The organism is Sphingopyxis sp., assembly GCF_965279755.1.
In the GTDB taxonomy this organism is placed as follows: domain Bacteria; phylum Pseudomonadota; class Alphaproteobacteria; order Sphingomonadales; family Sphingomonadaceae; genus Sphingopyxis.
The window spans coordinates 2,521,795-2,547,269 of the sequence record NZ_OZ257261.1 but is presented as its reverse complement, the minus strand read 5'-3'; the positions used below and the strand labels follow the sequence as shown (position 1 = coordinate 2,547,269).

The following is a 25,475-nucleotide window of genomic DNA, read 5'->3' as shown; positions in this document are numbered from 1 at the left end:
GGATAAAGCCATGCCCAAGGCATTTGGACGCTCTCTCTCCATCGCGCTCGGCGCGCTTGCGACGACGACGCTCGGCGGCTGCTATTATGGCGACGTCTCTGGCGCCAGCTATGCCGGTGGCGATTGCGCGACGCGCTATGGCGCCGACTATTATGACTATGACGGCTACGCCTATGACGATGGCTATGGCTACGACTGCTACGATGGCGCCGATTATGGCAGCGGCTTCGCACAGATCGGCTTTGGCGGCGGCTGGTATGACAATTATTATTATCCGGGCTACGGCATGTGGCTCTTCGACAGCTATCGCAATCGCTATCCGCTGCGTGGCCAGTATCTGGACTATTGGGGCGGGCGCCGCGCGTGGTGGAAACATCATGGCGGCAAAGGCAATTGGAACGGTCCCGGTCGCGGTGACGGCAATGGTGACGGTCGTCCGGGCCGCCCGGGCAACTGGAACGGTCAGCCCGGGCGCGGCGACGGCAATGGCGATGGCCGGCCGGGCCGCCCCGGCGGCTGGAACGGCCGGCCGAATGACGGTCAGCCGGGCACGCCCCCGACGACGACCAATCCGCAACGCCCCGATCGCGGGCCCGGCACCGGTGGTACGCGCCCATGGCGTCCCGACGCGACGCCGGGCACGCGGCCCGACCGTCCGCAGGGCGGGGCCCAGCGCCCGCCGCGCAACTGGTCGCCGGGCGCGACTCCGCGTGGTCCCGAAGTCCGTCGTCCGCCGCGTGAAGCTCCGGCAGGCGGACGGCCCGAGGGCTTCCGCCCCGCTCCGACGCCGCAAGCCGCACCGGCGGTGCGAAGCGCCCCGCCACCTGCCGCGCCGCGTCAGGCCCCTGCGGAACGGCCCACTCGCTTCGAGCGGCCGGTCGGCTCCGACGACCGGCGGTAAGGGTCAGATATCGGCGGGCGGCTTCTGCCGCTCGTCGGTCACCATATCTTCCTGAAGGTCCAGCCCGCGCGAACCGCGATGTGCGGTATGCGCGGGCGCATGCGGACGCTCGGCATCGAGCGGCTCCTCGACCTCCAGCATCCCCTCCCATTTGGTGATGACGCTGGTCGCGACGGCATTGCCGACGACGTTGGTCGCGGTACGTCCCATGTCGAGGAAATGATCGATTGCAAAGACGATCGCGACCCCCTCGACCGGTAGATCGAACATCGCCAGCGTTGCGGTGATGACGACGAGGCTGGCACGCGGCACCGCCGCAATCCCTTTCGACGACACCATGAGCGTCAGAAGGATCAGGATCTGCGTCGTGATCGACAGTTCGATACCATAGGCCTGCGCGATAAAGATCGTCGCGAAGCTGGCATACATCATCGATCCGTCGAGATTGAAGCTGTAGCCGAGCGGCAACACAAACCCGGAAATACGGCGCGGAACGCCGAAGCGGTCGAGCTGTTCGAACAGTTTCGGCATCGCGGCTTCGGACGAGGCTGTCGAAAAGGCGATCAGCAGCGGCTCCCGGACGTAGCGGATCAGCTGGACGATCCGCCTGCCGAGGAAGATCGCACCGATGCTGAGCAGGATCGCCCAGAGCAGGACCAGCGAGATATAGAATTCGGTGAGCAACTCGGCATAGGTGCCGAGAATCCCGAGCCCGTATTGCGCGACCACCTTGGCCAGCGCACCGAACACCGCGAGCGGCGCAAGGCGCATGACATAGTTGGTGATCTGGAGCATCAGCTCGGCCAGCGCCTCGGCACCCCGAACGAGCGGCTTGCCCTTTTCACCGAGCGCTGTCAGCCCGACGCCCGCGAAGAGCGCGAAAACCAGAATCTGGAGGACGTTGTTCTCCGCCATCGCCTGAATGATGTTCTTCGGAAAAATATGCTCGATGAACTCGAACATATCGAGCTTCTTCACTTCGCCCACTTCCGCCGCCGAATGCGCCCCCACCGCCAGATTCAGCCCCGCACCGGGTTCGAGCAGATTGACCATGACGAGGCCGAGGCTGATCGAGATCAGGCTGGCGAGGATGAACCAGACGAGCGCACGCGTGCCGATGCGACCCAGCGCCGAGCTGTCGCCCATATGCGCGATCCCCGCGACCAGCGTGCCGAGAATCAGCGGTGCAACGAGCATCTTGATGAGGTTGAGGAAGATGTTGGCGAGCATGCCGAAGCTGCGGAGCCAATAGGCGAATTCCTGGCTATCGGCGGGAACGAACGTCCGCACCGCGAATCCAGCGACGATCCCGAGGACCATGCCGATCAAAATGTACAAAGTCAGGCGGTGTGCCATCGAAATCTCCCTGTCCCGCGCGTGGCGGTTCCTATCAGGCGGGGGTAACAGGGTGACGGCGCGCGGGCAATCGCCCGCGGGCCAATCAGGGCGTCCAGAAGGCGAGCGCGGCGCAGCCCGCAACGCCGGTCATTATGTTGAGCGGCACGCCGATCCGGACGAAATCGACGAAGCGATAATCGCCGGCGGCGTAGACGAGCGTGTTGGTCTGATAACCGACCGGAGTTGCGAAGCACGCTGAGGCGCCGAGCATCAACGCGATCAGCAGCGGCTGCGGCGGCACACCCGACGCTTGGGCGATCCCGATCACGAGCGGCCCCATCAGCGCGGCGACGGCATTATTGCTGAGCAGTTCGGAGAGCAGCAGCGCCGAGAAATAGACGATCGCGATCACGGCCCATTGCGGCGCATCTGCCAGCACCGGCTCAAGCGCGCCGACCATCAGAGCCACCGATCCCGCCTGCTCGAGCGCGGCGCCCACCGCCAGCATGGCGAAGATCAGGATCAGCACGTCGCCGTCGATGCTGCCCCACGCCTCCGACGCGTCGATGCAGCGCGTGAGTAGCACGACCCCCACGCCAATGAAGGCCGCGATGCCGATCGACATCAGCCCGGTTGCCGACAGCAGCACCGCGCTGGCCATCACGAGAATTGCGATCCACGCGCGGCGCCGCCGGAAGGCGGTGACCGATGCCATTGCAAGGCCGATCAGATTGGGATTGTCGCGGAGCAGCGCGATATTCGCGTCATCGGCATCGACAAGCAGACGATCGGCGGCACGAATGCGGTTTTCGGACAGCGTCGGCCCGGGCAGATGCCGAAAACGGGCGACGCCGAGAATGCGGACGCGCTGGCGCTGAAGAAAAGGAATCTCGGCGAGCGGACGGTCGATCGACCGGTGACTGGGCGACACCGTCACCTCGACCACGGTCGAGTCCGCATCGGGGATTTCGCCGATGCCGATGGCGAAGCGCCCCTCGCTGCGGATCGTCATCAGCGCCGCGCCATCGAGCCGCGCGACGATGCGGTTGCCCGCGGCGAGCCTGTGGTTCTGCGCGTCGCGGCCGGTGATCAGTCGCCCGCCCGCGATCACCCCGACGATCTGGCCCGGCGGAATGCCGAGGCTTGCGGCTTCCAGTGCCATATCGACAGCAGGGTCATCTTCGCAAAGCCCGAGCTCCGTGAGATAAAGCTGCTCCGTCCCGTCGGCCTTTTCGGCAATGCGGGGATAGTCGGAGGGCAGGAAACGCGCCATGATCAGCAACCCCACGACGCCCGCGGCGGCGACCGCAAGACCATAAGGCGTGATGCTGAACAGACCAAAATCGCCGATCCCTGCCTGTTCGGCGATGCCCGCGACGACGAGGTTGGTCGAGGTGCCGATCAGGGTCAGGCAACCGCCGAGCACGGCGATCACCGACAATGGCATCAGCAATTTCTTGGGCGATACGCCCAGCGCCTCGGCCAGCCGGAAGCAGACCGGCATCATCACGACGACGAAGGGCGTGCTGTTGATGAAGCCCGACACGAGCAAGCCGCCGCCGAACACCTCGATCACCGCCAGGCGCGGATGTCGTTTTGCGCGGTCGACGACATAATTGCCGACCTTGTCGATCACCCCGGTGCGGATCAGCGCGCCCGAAAGGATGAACATGGCCCCGACGGTGAGCGGAGCACTGTTCGAAAAGACGCCGTACGCGCCTTTCTCGTCGAGCAGGCCAAGCGCGAGCATCGTCCCTGCCCCCGCGACGGCGACAACCGATGGGGAGAAGCGTTCCCAGACGAAGGCCGCGAACATCCCCGCAAGCACGAGCAGGCCGATGACCGCCTTTTGCTCCGCGATAAATGCGGCAACGAAATCCACTATGGCATCAGCCGTTCTGCGCCCGATGCAGCAGCTTGTGGTCGGCAAGGACCAGCGCCATCATCGCCTCGACCACCGGCGCGCCGCGAATGCCGACGCACGGGTCGTGGCGTCCCTTGGTCACGATATCGGTCGCCTCGCCGGCCTTGTTGATCGTCGGCACGGGCGTGAGGATCGAGCTGGTCGGTTTGAAAGCCACGCGCACGACGACCGGCTGCCCGGTCGAGATACCGCCTGCGATGCCGCCGGCGTTGTTCGACAGGAAATCGGGGCGGTTGCTGCCGTCGGTCGCGGGACGCATCGGATCGGCATTGTCCTCACCGCGCAGCCGCGCGGCCTGAAAGCCGGCGCCGATCTCGACGCCCTTCACCGCGTTGATGCCCATCATCGCGGCGGCAAGGTCGCTGTCGAGCTTGGCATAGATCGGGGCGCCCCAGCCTGCGGGAACGCCGCTCGCGGCGCATTCGATCACCGCGCCAAGCGAGCTGCCCGACTTGCGTGCCGCATCCATCAGCCCTTCCCAGCGCTGGGCCGCAGCAGGATCGGGGCAGAAAAAAGGATTGCGATCAATTTCTTCGAGATCGAAGTTCGCAGGGTCGATCGCATCGCCGCCGATTTCCGCAACCCAGGCGTGGATCTGCACTTCGGGAATGATCAGGCGCGCGACGCCGCCTGCGGCGACGCGTGCCGCGGTCTCGCGCGCGCTCGACCGGCCGCCGCCGCGATAGTCGCGGATGCCATATTTGGCGTCATAGGCGTAATCGGCGTGGCCGGGGCGATAGGCCTGAGCAATCTCGCCATAATCCTTCGATCGCTGGTCGACATTCTCGATCATCAGGCTGATCGGCGTGCCGGTCGTCTTGCCCTCGAACACACCCGACAGGATGCGGACCTGATCGGGCTCCTGCCGCTGTGTCGTGTGACGCGACTGGCCGGGGCGACGCTTGTCGAGATAAGGCTGGATATCACCCTCGGACAGCGACAGGCGCGGCGGACAGCCGTCGACGACGGCACCGAGAGCGGGACCGTGGCTTTCTCCCCACGTCGTGAAACGAAGAACGCGTCCGAAGCTGTTGAAACTCATTGCCCTATCCCATCCGGCCGAATGCGGGAGCGTAATCCGCCCGTCCGCCTAGCGGCCAAGCCGCGCCCGAGTCCAGCATCATCGCCATGAAATGCGGCCCGGCAAAGCGCGACGCAAAGCGCGCGGCGAGATCGGGCGAATAGCCGAAGCGCGGGTAATAGGCCTGATGGCCGAGGACGAAGCTGATCGCGACGCCCTGTTCGCGGAGGGCATCAATCCCGGCGCGGATCAGCGCGTCGCCTATCCCCTGCCCCTGAAGCCCGGGCACAACCGACACCGGCGCGAGGCCCGCGCCAGCCAACGCCCCACCATCGGCTTCGATATCCATGCGGCTGAACAGGACATGCCCGACGATCAAGGCGTCCCGTTCAGCCACAAGCGACACCAGCGCGTCGCCGTCGGCATCGATCATCCGCACCAGTTCGGCTTCGCCCTGATGGCCGAAGTCCGTCCCGGCGAAGGCCGCCCGGATGATCGCATCGACCGCTTCGGCATCCGCCGCCGTTGCGGCGCGGATGCCGATTGCGTCAGACAAGCGAGATGTCCGGGGCGTCTTCCTGCTTCATGCCAACGGTGTGATAACCCGCGTCGACATGATGCGTTTCGCCGGTGACGCCACTCGCAAGGTCGCTGAGCAGATAGAGCGCCGAGCCGCCGACATCGTCGATCGTGACGTTGCGGCGGAGCGGGGCATTATGCTCGTTCCACTTCAGGATCAGGCGGAAATCGCCGATGCCCGACGCCGCCAGCGTCTTGATCGGACCGGCCGAGATCGCGTTCACGCGCACGCCCTGCGGGCCGTAATCGTTTGCGAGATATTTGACGCTGGTTTCCAGCGCCGACTTGGCCACGCCCATGACGTTGTAGTGCGGGATCACCTTTTCGGCGCCATAATAGCTCAGGGTCAGCAGCGAGCCGCCGCCATTGCCCGTCTCGGGGTCGAACGGCGTCATCATCGCCGCAGCGCGCTTCGCGACCGCGGTGAAGCTGTAGACGCTGATGTTCATCGTCATCAGGAAGTCGTCGAGCGTCACGTCGGCATAATGGCCGCGCAGCGCCTCCTTGTTGGTATAGCCGATCGCATGGACGACGAAGTCGATCGTCGGCCAACGCGCGCCGAGGGTCGCGAAGGCAGCGTCGAGATTGTCCATGTCGGCAACGTCGCAATCGATCAGAAAATCGCAGCCGAGTTCGTCGGCGAGCGGCTTCACCCGCTTCAGCATCACGTCGCCCTGATAGGAGATCGCGAGTTCGGCGCCATGCGCGTGCAGCGCCTTTGCGATACCCCAAGCGAGCGACTTGTCGTTCGCCAGCCCCATGATCAGCCCGCGCTTGCCCGTCATCAGACCCGTCATTTTTCGTCTCCGGTCTTTTCAATAATTACATCGTCGACGCGCCCAATAGCGTCGTGGCCCAAATCCTCAACCTCGACGAGCGCGGCGTTGAGTTCGGCGCCGATCACCATACCCAATCCGACGAGATAGAAAAAGAACAGCGCGACCATCACGCCGGCAAGACTGCCGTAAGTCACGTCATAGCTGAACAGGCTAGCCAGCAGCGGTGGCAGCGCCAGCGTGACCGCGATCCACCACAGCGTCGTGAACAGTGCGCCGGGCCATTTGGGGAACTGCCGCGTGCGATATTTCGACGGCGTCAGGCTGTAGAACAGCATGTAGATGGCGACGAACAACCCGAATCCAGACACCCCGCGCGAGATCGCAACGGTGCCCGCCGATTGAAAAGCTGCGGGCAGGATGCGGGTGACGAACTGTTCGATGCCGACGATCAGCACCTGCATGCTGAACGACAGGATCATCAGCACGACCGCGCCGGTGATGATGCCGATCGACAGCAGCCGGTAATGGAAGAAACCACGGCTGAAATGCGTGCCATAGGCGCGGCGCAATATGTCGCGCATCGTCTCGATGAAGCTGCCGACGGTCCACAGCGCGACGAGACCGCCGAGCCACAGGAAGATGCCCGTGCGCGCCGACATCACTTCGCGGATCGGGCCGGCGAGCGCCTTGGCCACCGACGGCGGCATGACCGAAAAAACCGCCTCGATCGCCGCCTCGCCCCCCGCGCTGCCGCCCAGAACGCTGAGCACCGCCGCGACAAGGATGAAAAAGGGAAAGAGCGCGATCAGCGCCAGATAGGCCAGATTGCCCGCGTGGATGAAGCCATCGGTATAAGTGCCGACAATGACGCGGCGCAGGATCCTGAAACCGCGCGTGCCGGGGCCCAGCGACTCGCGCCCGCGCTCGATGACCCCCTGCGCCCGGGCGCGCAGCTTGACGCGCTTTGCGCGTTCGGCGCGTGCTTCGGGCGAATGCGGCGAATGACCTTCGGCAAGAAATTCCTGGCCGACTTCGGCGGCCACTTCGCGTTCGAGCGCCGCGACGATCTTTTGCTGCTTGCCGTCAGCCACGCATCACACGCCGAGATCAGTCCGCACCGCGCGGCCGTCGGTCCACGCCTCGACGAGTTTCGACAGGTCGGCGTCCTCTGCGGGAATGTCGATCATCAGCCGCACGAGTTGGTCGCCGCGGCCACCACCCTTCTGGCTGAAGCCCTTGCCCTTGAGGCGCATGACCTTGCCCGAGGTCGAGCCGGCGGGAACCATGAGCATCACGGGACCATCGACGGTCGGCACCTTCACCTTCGCGCCCTTGACCGCCTCGGTCAGCGTGATCGGCAGGTCGAGGCGGATATTGTCGCCCTCACGCTCATAGAAGGGATGATCCTTGACCGTGATCGTGACGATCCCGTCGCCATTGCCGCCGGGACCGGCCTGCCCCTTACCCGCAAGGCGCATCTGGGTGCCGGTTTCGACCCCGGCCGGAAGCTTGACGTCGATCGTCTTGCCGTCGGCGAGCGTGATCCGCTGCATCGCCTGCGTCGCGGCATCGATGAAGGAAACCGACAGGCGATAGGCGACATTCGCACCCTTGGCCGGCGGCGCGCTTCGCCCGCCGAAGCCGCCGAACGGGCTGCCGCCGCCGCCGCCGCGCCCACCGAACAGACCCTCGAAAATGTCACCGAAATCGGAGCTCTCGTTTCCGAAGCCGCTAAAACCGCCGGGGCCTGTGCGTTGATCACCACGAAAACCGCCACCACCGCCATAGCCGAACGGCATCGCGGGATTGCCATCGCCGTCGATCTCGCCGCGGTCGAACTGGGCGCGCTTCGTCTTGTCGGACAAGAGGTCATAGGCCCGGGTGACGTCGGAGAATTTCTCCGACGCCTTCGGATTGTCCTTGTTCTTGTCGGGATGCAATTCCTTGGCGAGCTTGCGATATGCGGACTTGATTTCCGCTTCGCTCGCGCCGCGCGCGACGCCAAGGGTGGAATAGGGATCTGCCATCTGTCTCCAATAGCCCGATAAGTGACCGGCCGTGAAGGCCTGATTAGCGCGCGATGTGGGAACATCCGGCGGAGGGGTCAAGTTCCCTTTCCCGGCTCGACCATCGCGGCCGGTCGCAGTATGACCGCGCGCATGACCGACGATCCTTTCGCCCTGTTCGACATCTGGTTCACCGAAGCCCGCGCCAGCGAGCCCAATGACGGCAATGCGATGGCGCTCGCGACCACGACGCCCGACGGGCGGCCCTCGGTTCGCATGGTACTGCTCAAGGGGCACGGCCCCGACGGTTTCGTCTTCTACACCAATCTCGACAGCCGCAAGGGCGGCGAACTCGCCGCCAATGCCCATGTTGCGCTGCTGTTCCACTGGAAGTCGCTGCGCCGCCAGATCCGTATCGAGGGGGTCGTCGCGCCGGTCGACGATGCGACCGCCGATGCCTATTTCGCAACGCGCAGCCGCGACAGTCAACTTGGTGCCTGGGCGAGCGAGCAATCGCGCCCGCTGGCCGATCGCGAAACCTTCGAGGCGCGTTTTGCCGAAATGCAGGCGCGGTTCGAGGGGCAGGATGTGCCGCGCCCACCGCGCTGGTCGGGCTGGCGCGTCACCCCCGACCGGATCGAGTTCTGGCAGGACCGCGCGCACCGGCTGCACGAACGCAATCTGTATGTTCGCAATGGCGACATCTGGACGAAAGGGCTTCTCTATCCATGACGGCGCTCCGTTCCTTTCCGATCACGCGGGTCGATGCCTTCGCCGACCGACCCTTCACCGGCAATCCGGCCGCGGTCATGCCGCTCGACGACTGGCTGGCCGACGATGTGCTGCAGGCGATGGCGGCCGAGAATAACCTTGCCGAAACCGCCTTCCTCGTTCCCGACGAGAGCGGCGAGGCCGATTACGAGCTGCGCTGGTTCACCCCGACACTCGAGGTCGCGCTGTGCGGCCACGCAACGCTCGCCAGCGGCCATGTCCTGCTGTCGGCGGCACAGTGGCGGAACGAGATGCGCTTTCGCACGCGCAAGGCCGGCATCCTGCAAGTCGCCCGCAACGGCGATGACGAGGGGTATCGGATGGACCTTCCCTCCTATCGCCCGACCGCAAAGCCACTTCCCGACATCGCCCGCGCGATGGGCGGCGATGTCGTCGAGACGCTGTGGCACGAGGGCGGCTATGCGCTGATCGTCTATCACGGCGCAGAAGAAGTTCGCGCGCTGAAGCCCGACCTCGCGGCACTCAGCGAAGGCGACATCCTGTATATCGCGACCGCGCCGGGCGCGGGCGATCCGTCGGGGGCCGACGTCGTGAGCCGTGCCTTCGCGCCGGGAGCGGGCATCCCCGAGGACCCGGTAACCGGATCGGCGCACTGTGTCCTCACCCCCTATTGGACGACGCGCCTCGGCCGCGATGCCTTTGCCGCCTATCAGGCAAGCGCGCGCGGCGGCCATGTCGGATGCCGTCTGGTCGGCGATCAGGTCGAACTGACCGGGCAGTGCGTCACGACGCTGGCGGGTGAATTTTTGCTGTGAGGATAATGTCGGCTTAGGGGTGGTGAGCGGACGGTCCCTCTGTGATCCCCGGTGAAAGCCGGGGTCCAGGAAATTCCGGCGCAAAGCTGGCGTTGTGCCGCTCTGGGCCCCGGCTTTCGCCGGGGATCACATTAGCAGCAATCGGACGTTTCGGCCTTTTCTATCCAGATTGGCGATGAACAGCGGATGTGGGGTTGATTCCTGACCGTCACTTAATCGTCATCCCGGCGAAGGCCGGGATCTCACCCTGTCGTAAGGGTGCACAGGCGAGATCCCGGCCTTCGCCGGGATGACGACATTGTGGATGACGGCTCCCGGTCGTTTCCAGGCATATCCAAAAACCGCTTTCCTAAAATACGCCGCAATGATCTATCCTTCTGGATGACGCCCCTGCCCGCCTCGCCCCCCTTCACGCGAATGGCCCGCCGCTCCCATGCCGCCAAAAGCGACAATGGAGACAATCGGGCGCTGCGTATCCGTATCTTTTGTCGCCTTAAAGCCTCGAAAATCCCTCGCGCATGCGGGTCTCTAGTGGCTTTGGCAGGCGCGGCCCAAGCTGCTCCGATGCGATTTACGAGTGAAGTTGCGCAGTTTTCCGTCGCTCCAACTCTCCGTCGCAACCCAAGTTTCCGTAAACGTAAAGTGATTGCGCCCGCCGCGCCGACGCGATAGGTCTTTGCCATGCTTCTGGGCTTTCTCGACGAACTTCGCGCCGCGGGCATTCCCGCCAGTCTGAAAGAGCATCTAATGCTGCTCGAGGCGCTCGACCGCGAGGTCATCGACCGCACGCCCGAGCAATTCTATTATCTCAGCCGCGCGATCTATGTGAAGGACGAGGGGCAGCTCGACCGGTTCGATCAGGTGTTCAACAAGGTCTTCAAGGGCCTGCTCACCGACTATGGTCAGAACCCCGTCGACGTGCCCGAGGAATGGCTGAAGGCGGTTGCCGAGAAATATCTCACCGCCGAGGAGATGGAAGCGATCAAGTCGCTCGGCGACTGGGACGAGATCATGGACACGCTGAAGAAGCGGCTCGAGGAACAGCAAAAGCGCCATCAGGGCGGCAACAAGTGGATCGGCACCGGCGGCACATCGCCTTTCGGCAATTCGGGCTACAACCCCGAAGGCGTGCGGATCGGCGGCGAGAGCAAGCACAAGCGCGCGCTGAAAGTCTGGGAAAAGCGCGAGTTCCAGAATCTCGACAACACCAAGGAACTTGGCACCCGCAACATCAAGATCGCGCTCCGCCGCCTGCGCAAGTTCGCGCGCGAGGGGGCGGCCGACGAACTCGACATTCCGGGCACGATCGACGGCACGGCGCGGCAGGGCTGGCTCGACATCCGCATGCGACCCGAGCGGCGCAATGCGGTCAAGCTGCTGCTGTTCCTCGACGTCGGCGGATCGATGGATCCGTTCATCAAGCTCTGCGAGGAACTTTTCAGCGCCGCGACGACCGAATTCAAGAATCTCGAATTCTTCTATTTCCACAATTGCCCCTACGAAGGCGTGTGGAAGGACAACAAGCGCCGCTGGTCCGAACGCCACCAGATGTGGGACATCCTCCACAAATATGGTCATGATTATAAAGTGATCTTCGTCGGCGACGCGTCGATGAGCGCGTATGAAATCACCCATCCGGGCGGCAGCGTCGAACATTTCAACGAAGAGTCGGGCGCGGTCTGGATGCAGCGCATCACCCATGTCTATCCCGCCGCGGTCTGGCTCAATCCGGTGCCCGAAGCGCATTGGGGCTACACCCAGTCGGTGAAGCTGATCAAACAGCTGATGAACGACCGCATGTATCCGCTAAGCCTCGCCGGGCTTGACGATGCGATGCGCGAGCTGACGCGAAAGCATTGACGCGGCGTGGACGGGGTGTAGGGGCGCGAAGATGATCGACCTCCCCCTCGTCACCATCCTGCTGCTCACCGGCTTCATCAACCTGATCGGCGCGCTCGCCTATGCCGCGCGCATTGCGGGCGTCCGCACGCGGCGGATCGCGATGTCGTTCGCGCTGTTCAACATCCTCGTGCTCTTCTCGCGCACATCGAACAGTTTCCTCGGGCCGTTCCTCGCCAAGCGGATCGAGACGCGCATCCACGACGGCAGCGGCGCCTCGCTCTTCATCGATATGCAGTTCGTCCTCGCCGCCGCCAGTGTAGCGACCCTGATCGGCATTCTGCTCGTACCCACCGGCCAACGCATGTTCGCCGCGGCGATCGGCTGGTACCAGAACAACCGTTCGACGACGAAGCTGGCGGTGAAGGCGATCAGCCCCAGCGGCCTGCGGACCTTCGGCCGCTCGCTCACCGTTCCCAGCCTCTCGCACCTCAAAAGCTGGAAGATGCCGAAAGGAATCGGCTGGGGTGTGCTGATCGCGAACTGCCTCGCGCAATCGCTGCTCGCGGTCGGGGTCGTCGCCTCGCTCTACGCAGGCTATCTGGCGCCCGAATTCCGCGTCACCGCGTCGCAGCTCTCCGCGCTGATCAACGGCTTCGCGACGATCCTGCTGTTCGCCTTCATCGATCCGCAGCTTTCGGTGATGACCGACGACGCGGTCGAGGGCAAAGTCGACGAAAGCGATTTCCGCCGCGCGATCACCTTCATCTCTCTCAGCCGCCTGGCCGGCACCATCCTTGCGCAGGCGCTATTGCTGCCCGCCGCGATGCTGATCGCCTACGTCTCTGTGCATGTCTGAGCCCGCGGGCGACGGCGCACGCGGCCACAGCCGCTTCCACGCCGTCCGCGCCCGGCTGGAGGCGATGGCGGTCGAGCCCGGACCGCGCGGCTGGTTTCTCGAATTCCTCGTCTTCGGCTTCAAGCAGGGCTGGGCCTGCCTGTTCGGCGGGCTGATGCTCGCGCTGCTGCTCGGCACGCATCTCTTCTGGCCCGACAATGCGCCGCTCCACCGCTATGACGCGATCACGATCGGCGCGGTGCTGATCCAGCTCGGCATGCTCGCCTTCCGGCTGGAGACGCCGAGGGAAGCGATCGTCATCCTGATCTTTCACATCGTCGGCACGGTGATGGAGCTGTTCAAGACCGCCGCGGGGTCGTGGCAATATCCCGAAGCAAGCCTGCTCCACATCGGCGCGGTGCCGCTCTTCTCGGGCTTCATGTATGCCGCAGTCGGCAGCTATATCGCGCGCGTCTGGCGCATCTTCGACTTCCGCTATTCGGGCTATCCGCCGATCTGGACGAGCTATGTCCTTGCGGCAGCGATCTACATCAATTTCTTCGCGCACCACTGGATCTATGACATCCGATGGCTGCTGTTCGCGGCGACCGCGCTGCTCTTCTGGCGCTGCCAGGTGTGGTTCCGCCCGCTCCACACGCATCGCCGGATGCCGTTGCTCGTCGGCTGGGGCCTTGTCGCGCTGTTCATCTGGTTTGCCGAGAATATCGGCACCTTCGCTCGCGCCTGGACTTACCCGAGCCAGAACGATGGCTGGCATATGGTCGGGTTCGAAAAGCTCGGTAGCTGGTATCTGCTGATGATCATTTCGTTCGTGCTGGTAAGCCTCGTCCAGCGGCCGAGAGTGCCGGGCTAGCCGAACGGCCGATCGATCGACGGTGGCGGTTCGCTGAACCATTGCGGCCCGCGATCGGTGATATGGAAACAATCCTCAAGGCGGATCCCGAACTCGCCGGGGATGTAGATGCCCGGCTCGTTCGAAAAACACATGCCGGGCGCCAGCTTCGTCGTTTCACCGTGCACCAGATTGACCGGCTCATGACCGTCGAGGCCGATGCCGTGCCCGGTGCGGTGCGAAGTACCGGGCAGCTTGTAGCCCGGCCCCCAGCCGAGGCTCTGATAATAGGCGCGCACCGCATCGTCGACCGCGCCCGCCGGCGTGCCGAGCTTCGCGGCGCCAAAGGCCACGTCCTGCCCCTTGCGCATCTGGTCCCACACCTGCCGCTGGCGCGCCGTCGCCTTGCCGTAAACGAAGGTCCGTGAAATATCCGACTGATAACCGTGGACGGTGGCGCCGCAGTCCATCAGCACGACCTCGCCGTCCCTCACCGCCTGCGGCTTGCCGCTGCCATGCGGATAGGCGCTCGCCTCGCCGAGCAGGATCAGTTCGAACTCGCTGTTACCGCCGAGCGCCCGCGTCGCGGCCTTCATGATCGCGCCGATGTCGGCGGGCGTCATCCCTGCCTCAACGCGCGGAGCGGTGTGACGATAGGCGGCGAGCGTGATGTCGGACGCGATCTGCATCAGCGCAATCTCGGCGGCCGACTTGTGCATCCGGCACCCGCGAACCACCGGTGCGCCATTGACCACGGTTGCGGCGTGCATCGCCTTTTGCAGGCCATCGACCGCAAAATAACGCACCGTCTCCTCGACGCCGATCTTTCCCGTTGCCAATCCGCGCTTGCCGAGCCACGCCGCGACCGCCGCCAGCGGATTCTCATCCTCGTTCCATGTCAGCACCTCGGCGTCGACACCCAGACTTTCCCGCACCGAAGGCTCTTCGAAGAAGGGCGTGACGATCGCGACCTCGCCTTCGCGCGTCAGCACCGCGGCGGTCAGCCGCTCGCTCCGCCACCATTCGACCCCGGTGAAATAGATGAGGCTCGATCCGGGCTCGATCAGCAGCGCGCCGATATCATTGGCACGCATCAGTTCCTTCGCCTTGGCGATGCGTGCCATACGCTCGGCCTTGCCGATCGGGACGGCCTTCGCCGCGAGATCGGGAAGGCCCGCCGTGTCGACCGCGAAGGCCGGTACCGGCAAGCCCGCCGCGAGGCCGGTCAGTGCTGCCGTTCCCAGGAAGTGCCGCCGATGCATAGCCATACCCTTCTTCAGTAAATCAGCAGGTCCCCGATCTCCTCACGCCACCCCGCCTCGTCAGGCAGCGTCAGCGCGTCGAGATCGCCCGCCACCGCCCCGGCATCGTCGACCCATTCGCGTAAAGCAGGCCCGCCGTTGATCACGTCGATCGCAAGCACATCGTCCGTATACTCATATTTGAAATCCTTACCGCGCCAGAGCGGATAGTCCGGGTAGAGCAGGCGGATCGCTTTGAATCCGAGTGCCTGCACGCGCCACGGGCGGAACGCGGCATGATCGTACCACGCACCCTCGGCATGGATATGAATGCCGTTGTTGAGCTGCTTCATATGCTTGTGAAAAGTCGGCTCGAACCAGATGTCGCGCAGGCGGCAGCCCGTTAGCCATTCGGGCGCGAGCCGCTGCATTTCGGCGATGACGGCCTTGGCGTCGATGTCGGGTGCGCCGAACAGTTCGAGCGGGCGTGTCGTGCCGCGCCCTTCGCTCAGCGTCGCACCCTCGACCATCACAGTCCCGGCATAGGCGCGCGCCATGTTGAGGTTTGCCGCATTGGGGCTGGGGTTGATCCAGACGCGATCGGTCGGCCAGCCGAAGCCGGGACCATCAGGCGCCCAGTTTTCCATCGCGACTACGCGATAATCAACGTCGAGATGGAAGTGACGGATGAACCAATGCCCCATCTCGCCCATGGTCAGGCCGTGGCGCATCACCATCGGCCCCGCGCCGACGAAGCTTTCCCAGCCTGGCAGAAGCCGCGTGCCCTCGACGGGGCGCCCCGCCGGATTGGGCCGGTCGAGCACCCACACCGCCTTGCCATGCTCGGCGGCCGCTTCGAGGATGTAGAGCAAAGTCGTCACATAGGTGTAGATGCGGCAGCCCAGATCCTGCAAGTCGATCAGCATCACGTCGAACGTGTGCATCGACTGGCCGGTCGGCCGCCGCACCTCGCCGTAAAGGCTGAACACCGGCATGCCATAGGTCGGGTCGGTGAAGTCGGGCGACTCCATCATATTGTCCTGCAGGTCGCCACGCACGCCATGCTGCGGACCGAACACCGCGGTGACATTCACCCCGGCCGCGACCAGCGCATCGAGGCTGTGCGTCAGGTCGGCGGTGACCGAGGCCGGGTGCGCAAGCAAGGCGACGCGCTGGCCTTGAAGCGATTTCAGGAGCGCCGGATCGGCGAGCAGGCGGTCGATGCCAAAGGAAATAGTCATGCCGCGTCGGGTGCCCCAAGCGTCAGCGCAAAGCAATCGGGATGATGAAAGTCGGGCTTTCCGGGCGGGTGGTACAGGGCCCAATAGCTTTTCGTGCCGTCGATCTCCTCGATCACCGCAGCCAAGGCCAGCCTGGACCCCGTGTCAGGGAAAATACCGGGTTCGACATGAAACGCATAGCGCCCCGGATCGCGCTCGACCTCCATCCGCCAGGGTGCCAGCTGGTCGGCCCGCAGCAGCGAACGATAATCGTCGAACTGGTAGCAGGCCCATCGCCCGTCGGGGGCATAGTTGAATTCGGTATAGTCGGGCTGACCCTCTTCGGTCAGAAACGCCTCGAAACAGCTGCTCTGCCACAATCCTTCGGTACCGCTGTCTGCGATAACCAGCTCGCCCTCGCCGGGCGGCAGCACGATCCCGCCAACCTCGCCGTCGACGACGAAGCGAAGCGCGAAGCCGTCTTCAAACGACAGCTCCACCTCGACCGCGACCGACCGTACCGCCCTCGCGGGCGTATCGGCGTGGCAGATCAGCTCTTTCCGCATGCTATCCAAATCTCAAACCCCATGCTAAGCGCCCGCCCGCTATGACGAACTATAAATCCGACCTGCTGCGCCTGCTCGACGAGCGAGGCTATATCCACCAGACGACCGACGCGGAAGGGCTCGATGCGCTTGCCGCGAAACAGGTGATCCCCGGATATATCGGCTTTGACGCAACCGCGCCCAGCCTGCACGTCGGCAGCCTCGTCCAGATCATGATGCTGCGCCGGCTGCAACAGACCGGACACAAGCCGGTTGTGCTGATGGGCGGCGGCACCACGCGCATCGGGGATCCGACCGGGCGCGACGAGAGCCGCAAGATGCTGACGGACGAGACCATCGCCGACAACATCGCGTCGATCTTCAGCATCTTCCAGCAGTTCCTGACCTTCGGCGACGGCCCGACCGACGCGGTGATGGTCGATAATCAGGACTGGCTCGGCAAGCTCGGCTATATCGAACTGCTCCAGGAAGTCGGCACCCACTTCACGATCAACCGCATGATGACCTTCGATTCGGTCAAGCTGCGGCTCGACCGCGAACAGCCGATGACCTTCCTCGAGTTCAACTACATGATCCTGCAGGGATACGACTTTCGCTATCTGTCGAAGGAGCGGGGCGTCCGGCTCCAGATGGGCGGATCGGACCAGTGGGGCAATATCGTCAACGGCATGGAGCTTGGCCGGCGGATGGACGGCGCGGACCTCTATGGCCTGACGACTCCGCTGCTCACGACCGCTGCGGGAACCAAGATGGGCAAAACCGCGTCGGGCGCCGTGTGGCTCAATTCGGGACAGCTGCCCCATTTCGACTATTGGCAATATTGGCGCAATTGCGACGACCGCGACGTCGGCAAATTCCTGAAGCTGTTCACCGATCTGCCGCTCGATGAAATCGCGCGGCTGGAGGCGCTGGAAGGCGCCGAGATCAACGAGGCGAAGAAGGTCCTTGCGAACGAAGCGACCGCTATGTGCCGCGGCGCAGACGCGGCGCAGACGGCAGCCCAAACCGCGTCGCAAACCTTTGAAAAGGGACAGATTGGCGGCGACCTGCCGCGCGCAGCCGCGCCTGCGGAAGGGCTGTCGATTGTCGAAGCGCTACGCGAGCTTGGCTTCGCCGCCTCGAACAAGGAAGCGCGCCGCAAACTCGACGAGGGCGCGGTCAAGGTCGATGGGGTCGTGGTCCGTGATCCGCAGCATCGGATTCAGCCTTCCGAAAGCGACGTTCCGGTAAGCTTGGGATCGAAGAAACACGGCCTGGTGACGCGCTGATACGACAAACATCATTTACCGATTCTTTAGCAATCGCGTAGAACGTCCCTGACAAACCACAAAGGTCCGGGACGTATGCGCAAGATTGACACCAACAAGGCCCATTATGTCGGGCTCGACCAGCGAATAGCGCCGCGTAGCGACGTCTATTGCCGCCTGCCATTCGTGCTGCCCGACGGGCGGCAGGAAATGTGCACCTGCGTCAACATCAGCGCCGACGGTATGCTGATGCGGTACGAGCGCGGGCTGGAGATCGGCGATCTCGTCGTCTTCCGCATGCCGATCATCGGCCGCACCGCCGCAAAGGTGGTCTGGTCGCTCGGCGGCAAGACCGGTGTGCAGTTCGAAAAGTCGATCGCCGCCGAGGATTATCTGCCGATGATCCGCGCCATGGGTGCACGCGGGGACGTCAACTAACCACTCCGCAGCAGCGGCACCGCCGCATCGCGCTCGAAGAGATAGAGGCAGAGGCGCACCGCCTCGCCGCGCGCCCCGTCCATGCCGCCATCGCGCTCGACGAACAGCCGCGCATCATCATGCGCGACGGGCAACAGCCGCACCAGTTGTTCGGGCGTCGCGACGCGATAATCGGCGTCGCCCGACTGCTTGAGCCCGAGCAGTTCGCCGCCGCCCCGAAGTTCCAGATCCTTCTCGGCAATCACGAAGCCATCGTTGGTATCGCGCATCAGCGCCAGCCGCTCGCGCGCGGTTTCGGACAGGTTCTGCGAGCGGAGCAGCAAGCACACCGATTTCGCCGTGCCGCGCCCGACGCGGCCGCGGAGCTGGTGAAGCTGGGCCAGCCCGAAATTCTCCGCATGCTCGATGATCATCAGGCTGGCGGCGGGAACATCGACCCCGACCTCGATCACGGTCGTCGCGACAAGGACGCCGATCTCGCCCGCCTGAAAGCGCGCCATGACGTCATCCTTTTCGGGGCCCTTCATCCGGCCGTGGACGAGCCCGACGCGTCCGTCGCCCAGTCGCGCGCGCAGCAAGGCGGCGCGATCCTCGGCCGCGGCGAGTTCGCTTCCCTCGCTCTCGGCGACGAGCGGGCACACCCAATAGGCCTGCGCCCCCGTCGCCAGATGGCGGTCGAGCGAACCCACCACATCGTCGAGCCGGTCGAGCGAGATGACGCGCGTGTCGACGGGGGTGCGCCCCGGCGGCATCTCGTCGATCTGCGACACGTCCATCTCGCCATGATTGGCCAGTTGCAGCGTGCGCGGGATCGGGGTCGCCGTCATCACCAGCAGATGCGGCGGACGGTTGCCCTTGGCGGTCAACATCAAGCGCTGCGCAACGCCAAAGCGATGCTGCTCGTCAACGACGACAAGCGACAGATCCCTGTACGCCACTGCCTGCTGGAAGATCGCATGGGTGCCGACGAGGATGTCGATGCTGCCGTCCGCAAGCCCCATCAAGGTCGATTCGCGTATCTTGCCCTTGTCGCGCCCGGTCAGGATCGCGAGGTTCACCGGCAGCCCGCCGAGCATCCGCTGCAAGGTCGCATAATGCTGCCGCGCAAGGATCTCGGTCGGTGCGAGCAGCGCCGCCTGCGTCCCCGCCTCGACCGCCGCGAGCATCGCGCGCAGCGCGACGAGCGTTTTCCCCGATCCGACGTCGCCCTGCAGCATCCGCAGCATCGGGCGATCCTGCGCCATGTCGCCCGCAATCTCGCGCCCGACGCGCTCCTGCGCCCCGGTCAAGCCGAACGGCAGTTGCAGCGCATCGGTCAATCGCCCGTCGCCGACGATCGCCCTGCCCTTGCGCGCGCGCAGCCCTTCCCGGATCAGCATCAACGCGACCTGGCTCGCGAAAATCTCGTCATAGGCGAGCCGGTCGCGCGCCGCCTCGTCGCGCGGGCTGGCATGCGCACGCTCCATCGCTTCGCGCCAGGAGGGCCAGTTACGGCTCGCCAGCAGCGGCGCGTCGATCCATTCGGCCAGATCGGGACGCCGTTCGAGCGCCACCGCGCCGAGTTGCGACAGCCGCGCGTTGGTGAGGCCTTCGGTCAGCGGATAGACGGGTTCATGCTCGGCGATCCCGGCTTCGTCGCCCGGCTCGATGACCTGATCGGGATGCACGATCTGGCGCATGTCGCCATAGAAATCGAGGCGACCCGAAATGCGGCGCTTTTCTCCCAAGGGAAACAGCTTGCGCGCCAGCCCCGAGGTTCGTCCGAAATAGGTCAGGCGCACATGGTCGCCGGCGTCGTCGAACGCCTCGACGCCGAAGGGCGCGCGCGGGCTGCGACCGGGGCGATAGTCCTGTGCGGTCAGGTCGACGATGATCGTCTGCCCCGCCTGTGCCTGATCGAGCCGGTCGACCGGAAAACGCGAGATCAGTCCCGTCGGCAAATGGAACAGGACGTCGACCACGCGCTCCAGCCCCAGCCGCGTCAGCGGCTTGGCAAGCTGCGGTCCGACACCCTTCAGGTCGGTCAGCGCGGCAAAGAGCGGATTGAGTATCTCAGGTCGCATGACTATCTGGGCTGACTATAGAGATTGTTCCCCGTGCGCCACTCTTGGCCGCATGGGCTGTCAGGATTCTACCCGTGCCGCACACCGACCGCCTCAAACGCCTGAAATTCCGCGCCTGGCATCGCGGCACACGCGAGGCCGACTATATGATCGGCGGCTTCTTCGATCGCTATTCCGGCGACTGGGGCGAGGAAGAGATCGCCTGGTACGAGCTGGTTGTCGAGGAAGACGACGTCGATATCATGGCGTGGGCGCTCGGCACCGGCCACCCGCCGGCACATCTGGACAAGCCCGAGTTGATCACCGCAATGCGCCGACTGGATTATATTCCGCTGCCATGACGCGTCCCGCTGCCGACATTTTTGCCGCCATCGCGTCGGCCTCGAAGCCGCTGACGCTTGCGCGCGCGGCCGACGGCTTCCTGCCGCTGCTGCTCGCAGACCTTGCGCGGGCGACCGACAAGCGGCTCGTCTATGTCGCGACCGACGATAGCGCAATGCAGGCCGTCGCCGACGCGGCCCCCTTCTTTGCGCCCGACCTGATCGTCCATCGCTTTCCGGCGTGGGATTGCCTGCCTTATGATCGCGCGGGCCCGTCGATGCGCGTCAGCGCCGACCGGCTCGCGACCCTGTCGGCGTTGCAGGCGCCGGCGAAGCGCGGCGAATTGATCCTCACCACCGTGGCCGCGATCACCCAGCGCACGCTGACGCCCTTCCGTATCCGCCAACTCGCGACGACGCTCGCCGCGGGGCAGCGGATCGACCGCGATGCGCTCGCCGAGTTGCTCGTCTCGAACGGCTTCAGCCGCGTCGATACCGTCGCCGACCAGGGCGAGTTCGCGGTGCGCGGCGGCATCCTCGACCTGTTCCCCGCCGGCGAGGAGACCGGCCTGCGTGTCGATTTCTTCGGCGACGAGATCGAGAGCATCCGCCGCTTCGATCCTGCCGACCAGCGCAGCCTCGGCCCCGCCAAGGCATTGCAATTACTCCCGGCAGCAGAGACCTTGCTCGACGAGGCAACGATCAAGCGCTTCCGGTCCAGCTACCGCGAAATCTTCGGCGCGCAGGCGACCGGCGATCCGCTGTATCAGGCGGTCAGCGAAGGCCGGCGGCAGGCGGGCATGGACCATTGGCTGCCGCTGTTCGAGGAACGTCTGGCGACCCTGTTCGATCATATCGATCCCGCGACGCCGGTGCTGCGCGGCCACCGCACCGACGCGACCGCCGAAACGCGCTTCGACGCGATCCGCGACTATCATGCGAATCGCGTTGCGGCCGAGCGCGAGCAAGCGGGCAGCTATCGCCCGCTCGCGCCCGAAACGCTTTATCTGACCCCGGACGAATGGTCCGGGGCCGAGCGCACACGCCCCATCCACCTTGTCTCGCCCTTCGATGTGCCGCCGTCGGCATCGGTCATCGATCTCGAAACCTTCGCCGCGCGCGACTTCACCCCCGAACGCACCGCCGACCTCAACGTCTATGACAAGGTTGCCGACCATCTGTCGGACGAGCGGCGCAAGGGCCGCAAGACCATCATTGCCAGCTATTCGGGCGGCGCGCGGGAGCGGCTGTCGGGCCTGCTCCGCGACCATGGCGTCACCTCGCTGGCACCTGCCGACAGCTGGCAGGATGCGCTCGGCACCGCATCGGCGGAAAGCGGCGGTGCAACCGCGATGGTGGTCCTGCCGCTCGACCACGGCTTTGCCAGCGACGCGATCAGCCTGCTCACCGAACAGGATATCCTCGGCGAACGCCTGGTCCGCCGCCAGAAGCGCCGCAAGAGCGCCGACGCCTTTCTTGCGGAACTCGCGACGCTCAGCGTCGGCGACCTTGTCGTCCACCTCGACCATGGCATCGGCCGCTATGAGGGGCTGACCCAGATTCCGGTCGGCAACAGCCCGCACGACTGCGTCGCGCTGACGTACGCGGGCGGCGACAAGCTCTACGTCCCGGTCGAGAACCTCGACGTCCTCTCGCGCTATGGCGGCGAGAGCGATGGTGTCGCGCTCGACAAGCTCGGCGGCGAAGCCTGGCAGCGCCGCAAGGCGCGGATGAAGGAGCGGATCCGCGAAATCGCAGGCGAACTGCTCGCGACCGCAGCGCAGCGCGCGCTGCGCTCGGGCGAAGTGCTGGCGCAGGATGCCGCCTATCCCGCCTTCGCCGACCGCTTCCCCTATCAGGAAACCGACGATCAGGACCGCGCGATCGGCGATGTGCTCGAAGACATGGCATCGGGACGCCCGATGGACCGGCTCGTCTGCGGCGACGTGGGCTTCGGCAAGACCGAGGTCGCGCTCCGCGCCGCCTTCGTCGCGGCGATGGCGGGGGTGCAGGTTGCGGTCGTCGTTCCGACCACTCTGCTCGCGCGCCAGCATTACACGAACTTCGTCGAGCGCTTCAAAGGCTTCCCGATCAACATCGGCAGGCTGTCGCGGCTGGTCCCGGCAGCCGAAGCGCAGAAGACACGCAACGGCCTCGCCGCCGGCACGATCGACATCGTCGTCGGCACCCATGCGGTGATAGCGAAATCGGTCGAGTTCAAAAATCTCGGCCTCGTCATCGTCGACGAGGAACAGCGGTTCGGCGTCGTCCACAAGGAACGGCTGAAGCAGCTCAAGACCGACGTCCACGTCCTGACCCTTACCGCGACGCCGATCCCGCGCACGTTGCAGATGGCGATGTCGGGTCTGCGCGAACTGAGCGTCATCCAGACGCCTCCCGTGGATCGCCTCGCGGTGCGGACCTATGTCGCTCCATGGGATCCGGTGGTGATGCGCGAGGCACTGCTCCGCGAGCATGATCGCGGCGGACAAAGCTTCTTCGTCACACCGCGGATCAAGGATCTTCCCGACATCGAAGAGTTCCTGCGCACGCGCGTGCCCGAGATCAAATATGTCGTCGCACACGGCCAGATGGCGCCTGGTGAGGTCGAAGAGCGGATGAGCGCTTTCTACGACCGCAAATATGATGTGCTCGTCTCGACGACGATCGTCGAGAGCGGGCTCGACATTCCGAGCGCCAACACGCTGATCGTCCACCGCGCCGACCGCTTTGGCCTCGCGCAGCTCTATCAGCTACGCGGCCGCGTCGGGCGTTCGAAGACGCGCGCTTATGCCTATCTTACCACGCCGGAGGGCGGCGCGATCACCGACACCGCCGAAAAGCGGCTCAAACTACTCGGCGATCTCGACACGCTCGGCGCGGGCTTCCAGCTCGCGAGCCACGATCTCGACATTCGCGGCGCCGGCAATCTCGTCGGCGACGAGCAGTCGGGGCATATCCGCGAGGTCGGCTTCGAACTCTACCAGTCGATGCTCGAGGAAGCCATTTTGGTGGCCAAGGCCGAGGGCATGGGCGCCGCGCCGCCGCGCGAAGCGCTGTCACCGGTCATCACCGTCGACGCGCCGATCCTGATCCCCGAGGATTATGTCCCTGACCTGCCGCTGCGCATGGCGCTCTATCGCCGCCTGAACGACGCCGGGGACCGCCCGGCGCTCGATGCCTTTGCGGCCGAGATGATCGACCGCTTCGGCCCGCTGCCGCCCGAAACCGCGAACCTGATCCAGCTGATGGAGATCAAGGCGAACGCCAAGCTCGCGGGGATCGCGAAGCTCGACGTCGGCACCAAGGGCGCGCTCATCAGCTTCCACGGCGACGCCTTTGCCAACGTCGCCGGGCTGATCACCTATGTCGAACGGCTGAAAGGTCGCGCGCGCCTGCGCCCCGACAACAAGCTGTCGATCAGCGGCGACTGGGTCAGCACGGGTGCGCGGCTCAATGGCGCGCTACAGCTATCGAAAGGACTGGGGAAATTGGCGCGACAGTCCGCCTAGGACGTCAGCATCTCCAGCAGCTGATCGCCCGGCACTGGACCCGACTTCAGGAAGCCCTGCCAAGTCGCGACGCCCAGCTCTTTGAGCCGGCCGAGTTGCTGCTCGGTCTCGATACCCTCGGCAACCACGAGCAGACCCAGCGCGCGCGCCAGATCGACAATCGCGCGCACGACGATGCGGTCGCGGTCGCTGCCATCGAGGCTGCGAGTGAAGCCGCTGTCGATCTTGAGATAATCGATCGGAAGCCGCGCGAGCAGCGACAGGCTGGAATAGCCGGTGCCGAAATCGTCGATCGCGATCGCGCAGCCAAACGCGCGCAGCTGCGCGAGCTGCGCCGCGGCGCTCGCGGGATCGCTGAGCATGGCCTGTTCGGTGAGCTCGAGCGTGATCCGGTCGGGATCGACCCCCGCCCATTTCGCCATCATCGCAAAGCGGTCCGCGAATTCGGGATCGCCAAGATCGGCGGCGGTGATATTGAGCGATACGCGCAGCTTGCCGAGCGCCTTTGGCCATTGCGCCATTTCAGCAAGCGCGACGCGATGCGTGTGTTCGGTGAGTTCGCGTTCGAGCCGCGCGGCCCGCGCAGCGGTCACCAGCGGCCCGGCGCCCAGTAAACCCAGCTCGGGATGCTGCCAGCGCAGCAAAGCTTCGACCCCGGTCATTTCGCCGGTCGCGACGTCATATTGCGGCTGATAGAAGACGACGACCTCATCATGCGAGAGCGCCGCGTTGACCATCGCGCCATCGCGCGCCGATGCGGGGCGGCCGAGCTGATCGGCCGCGATGCGAAGCTGCGCCGCGATATCCTCGTCGCGGGTGATCAGCGAGGAAGCGATACGGATTGCCAGCCGGCCGTTCGGATCGCCCACCATCGGTTCGGCGAGCGCGACGTGCAGCGCACGTTCCTGCACGCGCAAGGCTCCAAGCGACAGCGATGTCGCGGGCACGATGACGAAACGTGGCCCGCCGGTTCGCTCGACCAATGATCCCCGTCCGAATTCGTCGCCGGCAAAACTTTCGAGCCGGCGCGCCACTTCCTCAAGCAGCGCATCACCCGTTTCGGTGCCCGCGCTGTTGTTGATGCGCGCGAGCTGGTCGACCTGGACCAGGATCACCCCGATATCCGCGCCGGCCTGTTTTTGTAGCAATTCAATCTGCCGGACGCTTGGGGCGCCCGAGTCAATCATCCGATTCATGAGCGCCGCCATAGCAGCGATTGCTTGCCAAGCCCTTCCATTTTGCA

At 65.0% G+C, this 25,475-nt stretch carries 22 protein-coding genes; 10 read left to right on the top strand and 12 right to left on the bottom strand.

What is annotated here, in order from left to right; all coding sequences use genetic code 11:
- The first annotated feature begins 10 nt into the window (after positions 1-10).
- Positions 11-901, top strand: coding sequence for a hypothetical protein (locus ACQY80_RS12510; protein WP_428680057.1), 891 nt, complete (start codon positions 11-13; stop codon positions 899-901).
- 3 nt (positions 902-904) lie between these two features.
- Here the strand turns inward: ACQY80_RS12510 and ACQY80_RS12505 are convergent, their stop codons facing one another.
- The 7 genes from ACQY80_RS12505 to ACQY80_RS12475 form a co-directional block, all read right to left on the bottom strand.
- Positions 905-2,257, bottom strand: a complete 1,353-nt coding sequence (locus ACQY80_RS12505) for a dicarboxylate/amino acid:cation symporter (protein ID WP_428680054.1) — start codon at positions 2,255-2,257, stop codon at positions 905-907.
- Positions 2,258-2,342: 85 nt separating this feature from the next.
- Complete coding sequence (locus ACQY80_RS12500) at positions 2,343-4,121, bottom strand: SLC13 family permease (protein ID WP_428680051.1); 1,779 nt, start codon at positions 4,119-4,121, stop codon at positions 2,343-2,345.
- Positions 4,122-4,128: 7 nt separating this feature from the next.
- The gene (gene aroC / locus ACQY80_RS12495; protein WP_428680048.1) at positions 4,129-5,205 is read right to left on the bottom strand and encodes a chorismate synthase; all 1,077 of its coding nucleotides are present in this window, start codon (positions 5,203-5,205) and stop codon (positions 4,129-4,131) included.
- A gap of 4 nt (positions 5,206-5,209) precedes the next feature.
- On the bottom strand, positions 5,210-5,740 hold the full coding sequence (locus ACQY80_RS12490; RefSeq protein ID WP_428680045.1) for a GNAT family N-acetyltransferase: 531 nt from the start codon (positions 5,738-5,740) through the stop codon (positions 5,210-5,212).
- Positions 5,733-6,560 (bottom strand): enoyl-ACP reductase FabI, encoded by an 828-nt coding sequence (gene fabI / locus ACQY80_RS12485; protein WP_428680042.1) that lies wholly within the window; start codon positions 6,558-6,560, stop codon positions 5,733-5,735. Before fabI ends, ACQY80_RS12490 begins: the two co-directional genes overlap by 8 nt.
- Entirely contained in the window at positions 6,557-7,633 is a 1,077-nt protein-coding gene (locus tag ACQY80_RS12480; protein WP_428680040.1) for a YihY/virulence factor BrkB family protein, read from the bottom strand. The genes fabI and ACQY80_RS12480 overlap by 4 nt, the downstream gene beginning before the upstream one ends.
- Before the next feature lie 3 nt (positions 7,634-7,636).
- Complete coding sequence (locus ACQY80_RS12475; protein WP_428680037.1) at positions 7,637-8,569, bottom strand: DnaJ C-terminal domain-containing protein; 933 nt, start codon at positions 8,567-8,569, stop codon at positions 7,637-7,639.
- A 132-nt stretch (positions 8,570-8,701) separates the two neighbouring features.
- Here ACQY80_RS12475 and pdxH point away from each other — a divergent pair, with 132 nt between their 5' ends.
- The 5 genes from pdxH (at position 8,702) to ACQY80_RS12450 (ending at position 13,646) form a co-directional block, all read left to right on the top strand.
- Positions 8,702-9,280, top strand: coding sequence for a pyridoxamine 5'-phosphate oxidase (gene pdxH / locus ACQY80_RS12470; RefSeq protein ID WP_428680034.1), 579 nt, complete (start codon positions 8,702-8,704; stop codon positions 9,278-9,280).
- On the top strand, positions 9,277-10,095 hold the full coding sequence (locus tag ACQY80_RS12465) for a PhzF family phenazine biosynthesis protein (RefSeq protein WP_428680031.1): 819 nt from the start codon (positions 9,277-9,279) through the stop codon (positions 10,093-10,095). Before pdxH ends, ACQY80_RS12465 begins: the two co-directional genes overlap by 4 nt.
- Positions 10,096-10,776: 681 nt before the next feature.
- Positions 10,777-11,955, top strand: coding sequence for a vWA domain-containing protein (locus tag ACQY80_RS12460; RefSeq protein WP_428680028.1), 1,179 nt, complete (start codon positions 10,777-10,779; stop codon positions 11,953-11,955).
- 31 nt (positions 11,956-11,986) lie between these two features.
- Positions 11,987-12,793, top strand: coding sequence for a lipid II flippase Amj family protein (locus ACQY80_RS12455; protein ID WP_428680025.1), 807 nt, complete (start codon positions 11,987-11,989; stop codon positions 12,791-12,793).
- Positions 12,786-13,646 (top strand): DUF817 domain-containing protein, encoded by an 861-nt coding sequence (locus ACQY80_RS12450; RefSeq protein WP_428680022.1) that lies wholly within the window; start codon positions 12,786-12,788, stop codon positions 13,644-13,646. The genes ACQY80_RS12455 and ACQY80_RS12450 overlap by 8 nt, the downstream gene beginning before the upstream one ends.
- Here the strand turns inward: ACQY80_RS12450 and ACQY80_RS12445 are convergent.
- From ACQY80_RS12445 to ACQY80_RS12435, 3 genes are read right to left on the bottom strand one after another with little or no spacing between them, the layout of a single operon-like run.
- Positions 13,643-14,887 (bottom strand): M24 family metallopeptidase, encoded by a 1,245-nt coding sequence (locus ACQY80_RS12445; RefSeq protein ID WP_428680019.1) that lies wholly within the window; start codon positions 14,885-14,887, stop codon positions 13,643-13,645. The two genes, ACQY80_RS12450 and ACQY80_RS12445, sit on opposite strands and share 4 nt — an antisense overlap.
- Positions 14,888-14,901: 14 nt before the next feature.
- Positions 14,902-16,101: an exo-beta-N-acetylmuramidase NamZ family protein gene (locus ACQY80_RS12440; RefSeq protein ID WP_428685858.1), complete on the bottom strand. Its 1,200-nt coding sequence runs from the start codon at positions 16,099-16,101 to the stop codon at positions 14,902-14,904.
- A gap of 2 nt (positions 16,102-16,103) precedes the next feature.
- Positions 16,104-16,652, bottom strand: a complete 549-nt coding sequence (locus ACQY80_RS12435) for a DOMON-like domain-containing protein (RefSeq protein ID WP_428680016.1) — start codon at positions 16,650-16,652, stop codon at positions 16,104-16,106.
- Positions 16,653-16,693: 41 nt separating this feature from the next.
- Here ACQY80_RS12435 and tyrS point away from each other — a divergent pair, with 41 nt between their 5' ends.
- Entirely contained in the window at positions 16,694-17,920 is a 1,227-nt protein-coding gene (gene tyrS / locus ACQY80_RS12430; protein ID WP_428680013.1) for a tyrosine--tRNA ligase, read from the top strand.
- A gap of 75 nt (positions 17,921-17,995) precedes the next feature.
- The gene (locus ACQY80_RS12425; protein WP_428680010.1) at positions 17,996-18,337 is read left to right on the top strand and encodes a PilZ domain-containing protein; all 342 of its coding nucleotides are present in this window, start codon (positions 17,996-17,998) and stop codon (positions 18,335-18,337) included.
- Here ACQY80_RS12425 and recG read toward each other — a convergent pair.
- Complete coding sequence (gene recG, locus ACQY80_RS12420) at positions 18,334-20,400, bottom strand: ATP-dependent DNA helicase RecG (RefSeq protein ID WP_428680007.1); 2,067 nt, start codon at positions 20,398-20,400, stop codon at positions 18,334-18,336. The two genes, ACQY80_RS12425 and recG, sit on opposite strands and share 4 nt — an antisense overlap.
- Before the next feature lie 74 nt (positions 20,401-20,474).
- Between recG and ACQY80_RS12415 the strand changes: the two genes are divergently transcribed.
- Positions 20,475-20,741, top strand: a complete 267-nt coding sequence (locus tag ACQY80_RS12415; protein ID WP_428680004.1) for a succinate dehydrogenase assembly factor 2 — start codon at positions 20,475-20,477, stop codon at positions 20,739-20,741.
- Positions 20,738-24,232, top strand: coding sequence for a transcription-repair coupling factor (gene mfd, locus ACQY80_RS12410; protein ID WP_428680002.1), 3,495 nt, complete (start codon positions 20,738-20,740; stop codon positions 24,230-24,232). Before ACQY80_RS12415 ends, mfd begins: the two co-directional genes overlap by 4 nt.
- On the opposite strand, the gene ACQY80_RS12405 is transcribed toward mfd, so the two are convergent.
- Complete coding sequence (locus tag ACQY80_RS12405) at positions 24,229-25,428, bottom strand: EAL domain-containing protein (protein ID WP_428679999.1); 1,200 nt, start codon at positions 25,426-25,428, stop codon at positions 24,229-24,231. The two genes, mfd and ACQY80_RS12405, sit on opposite strands and share 4 nt — an antisense overlap.
- Between the last annotated feature and the right edge of the window lie 47 nt (positions 25,429-25,475).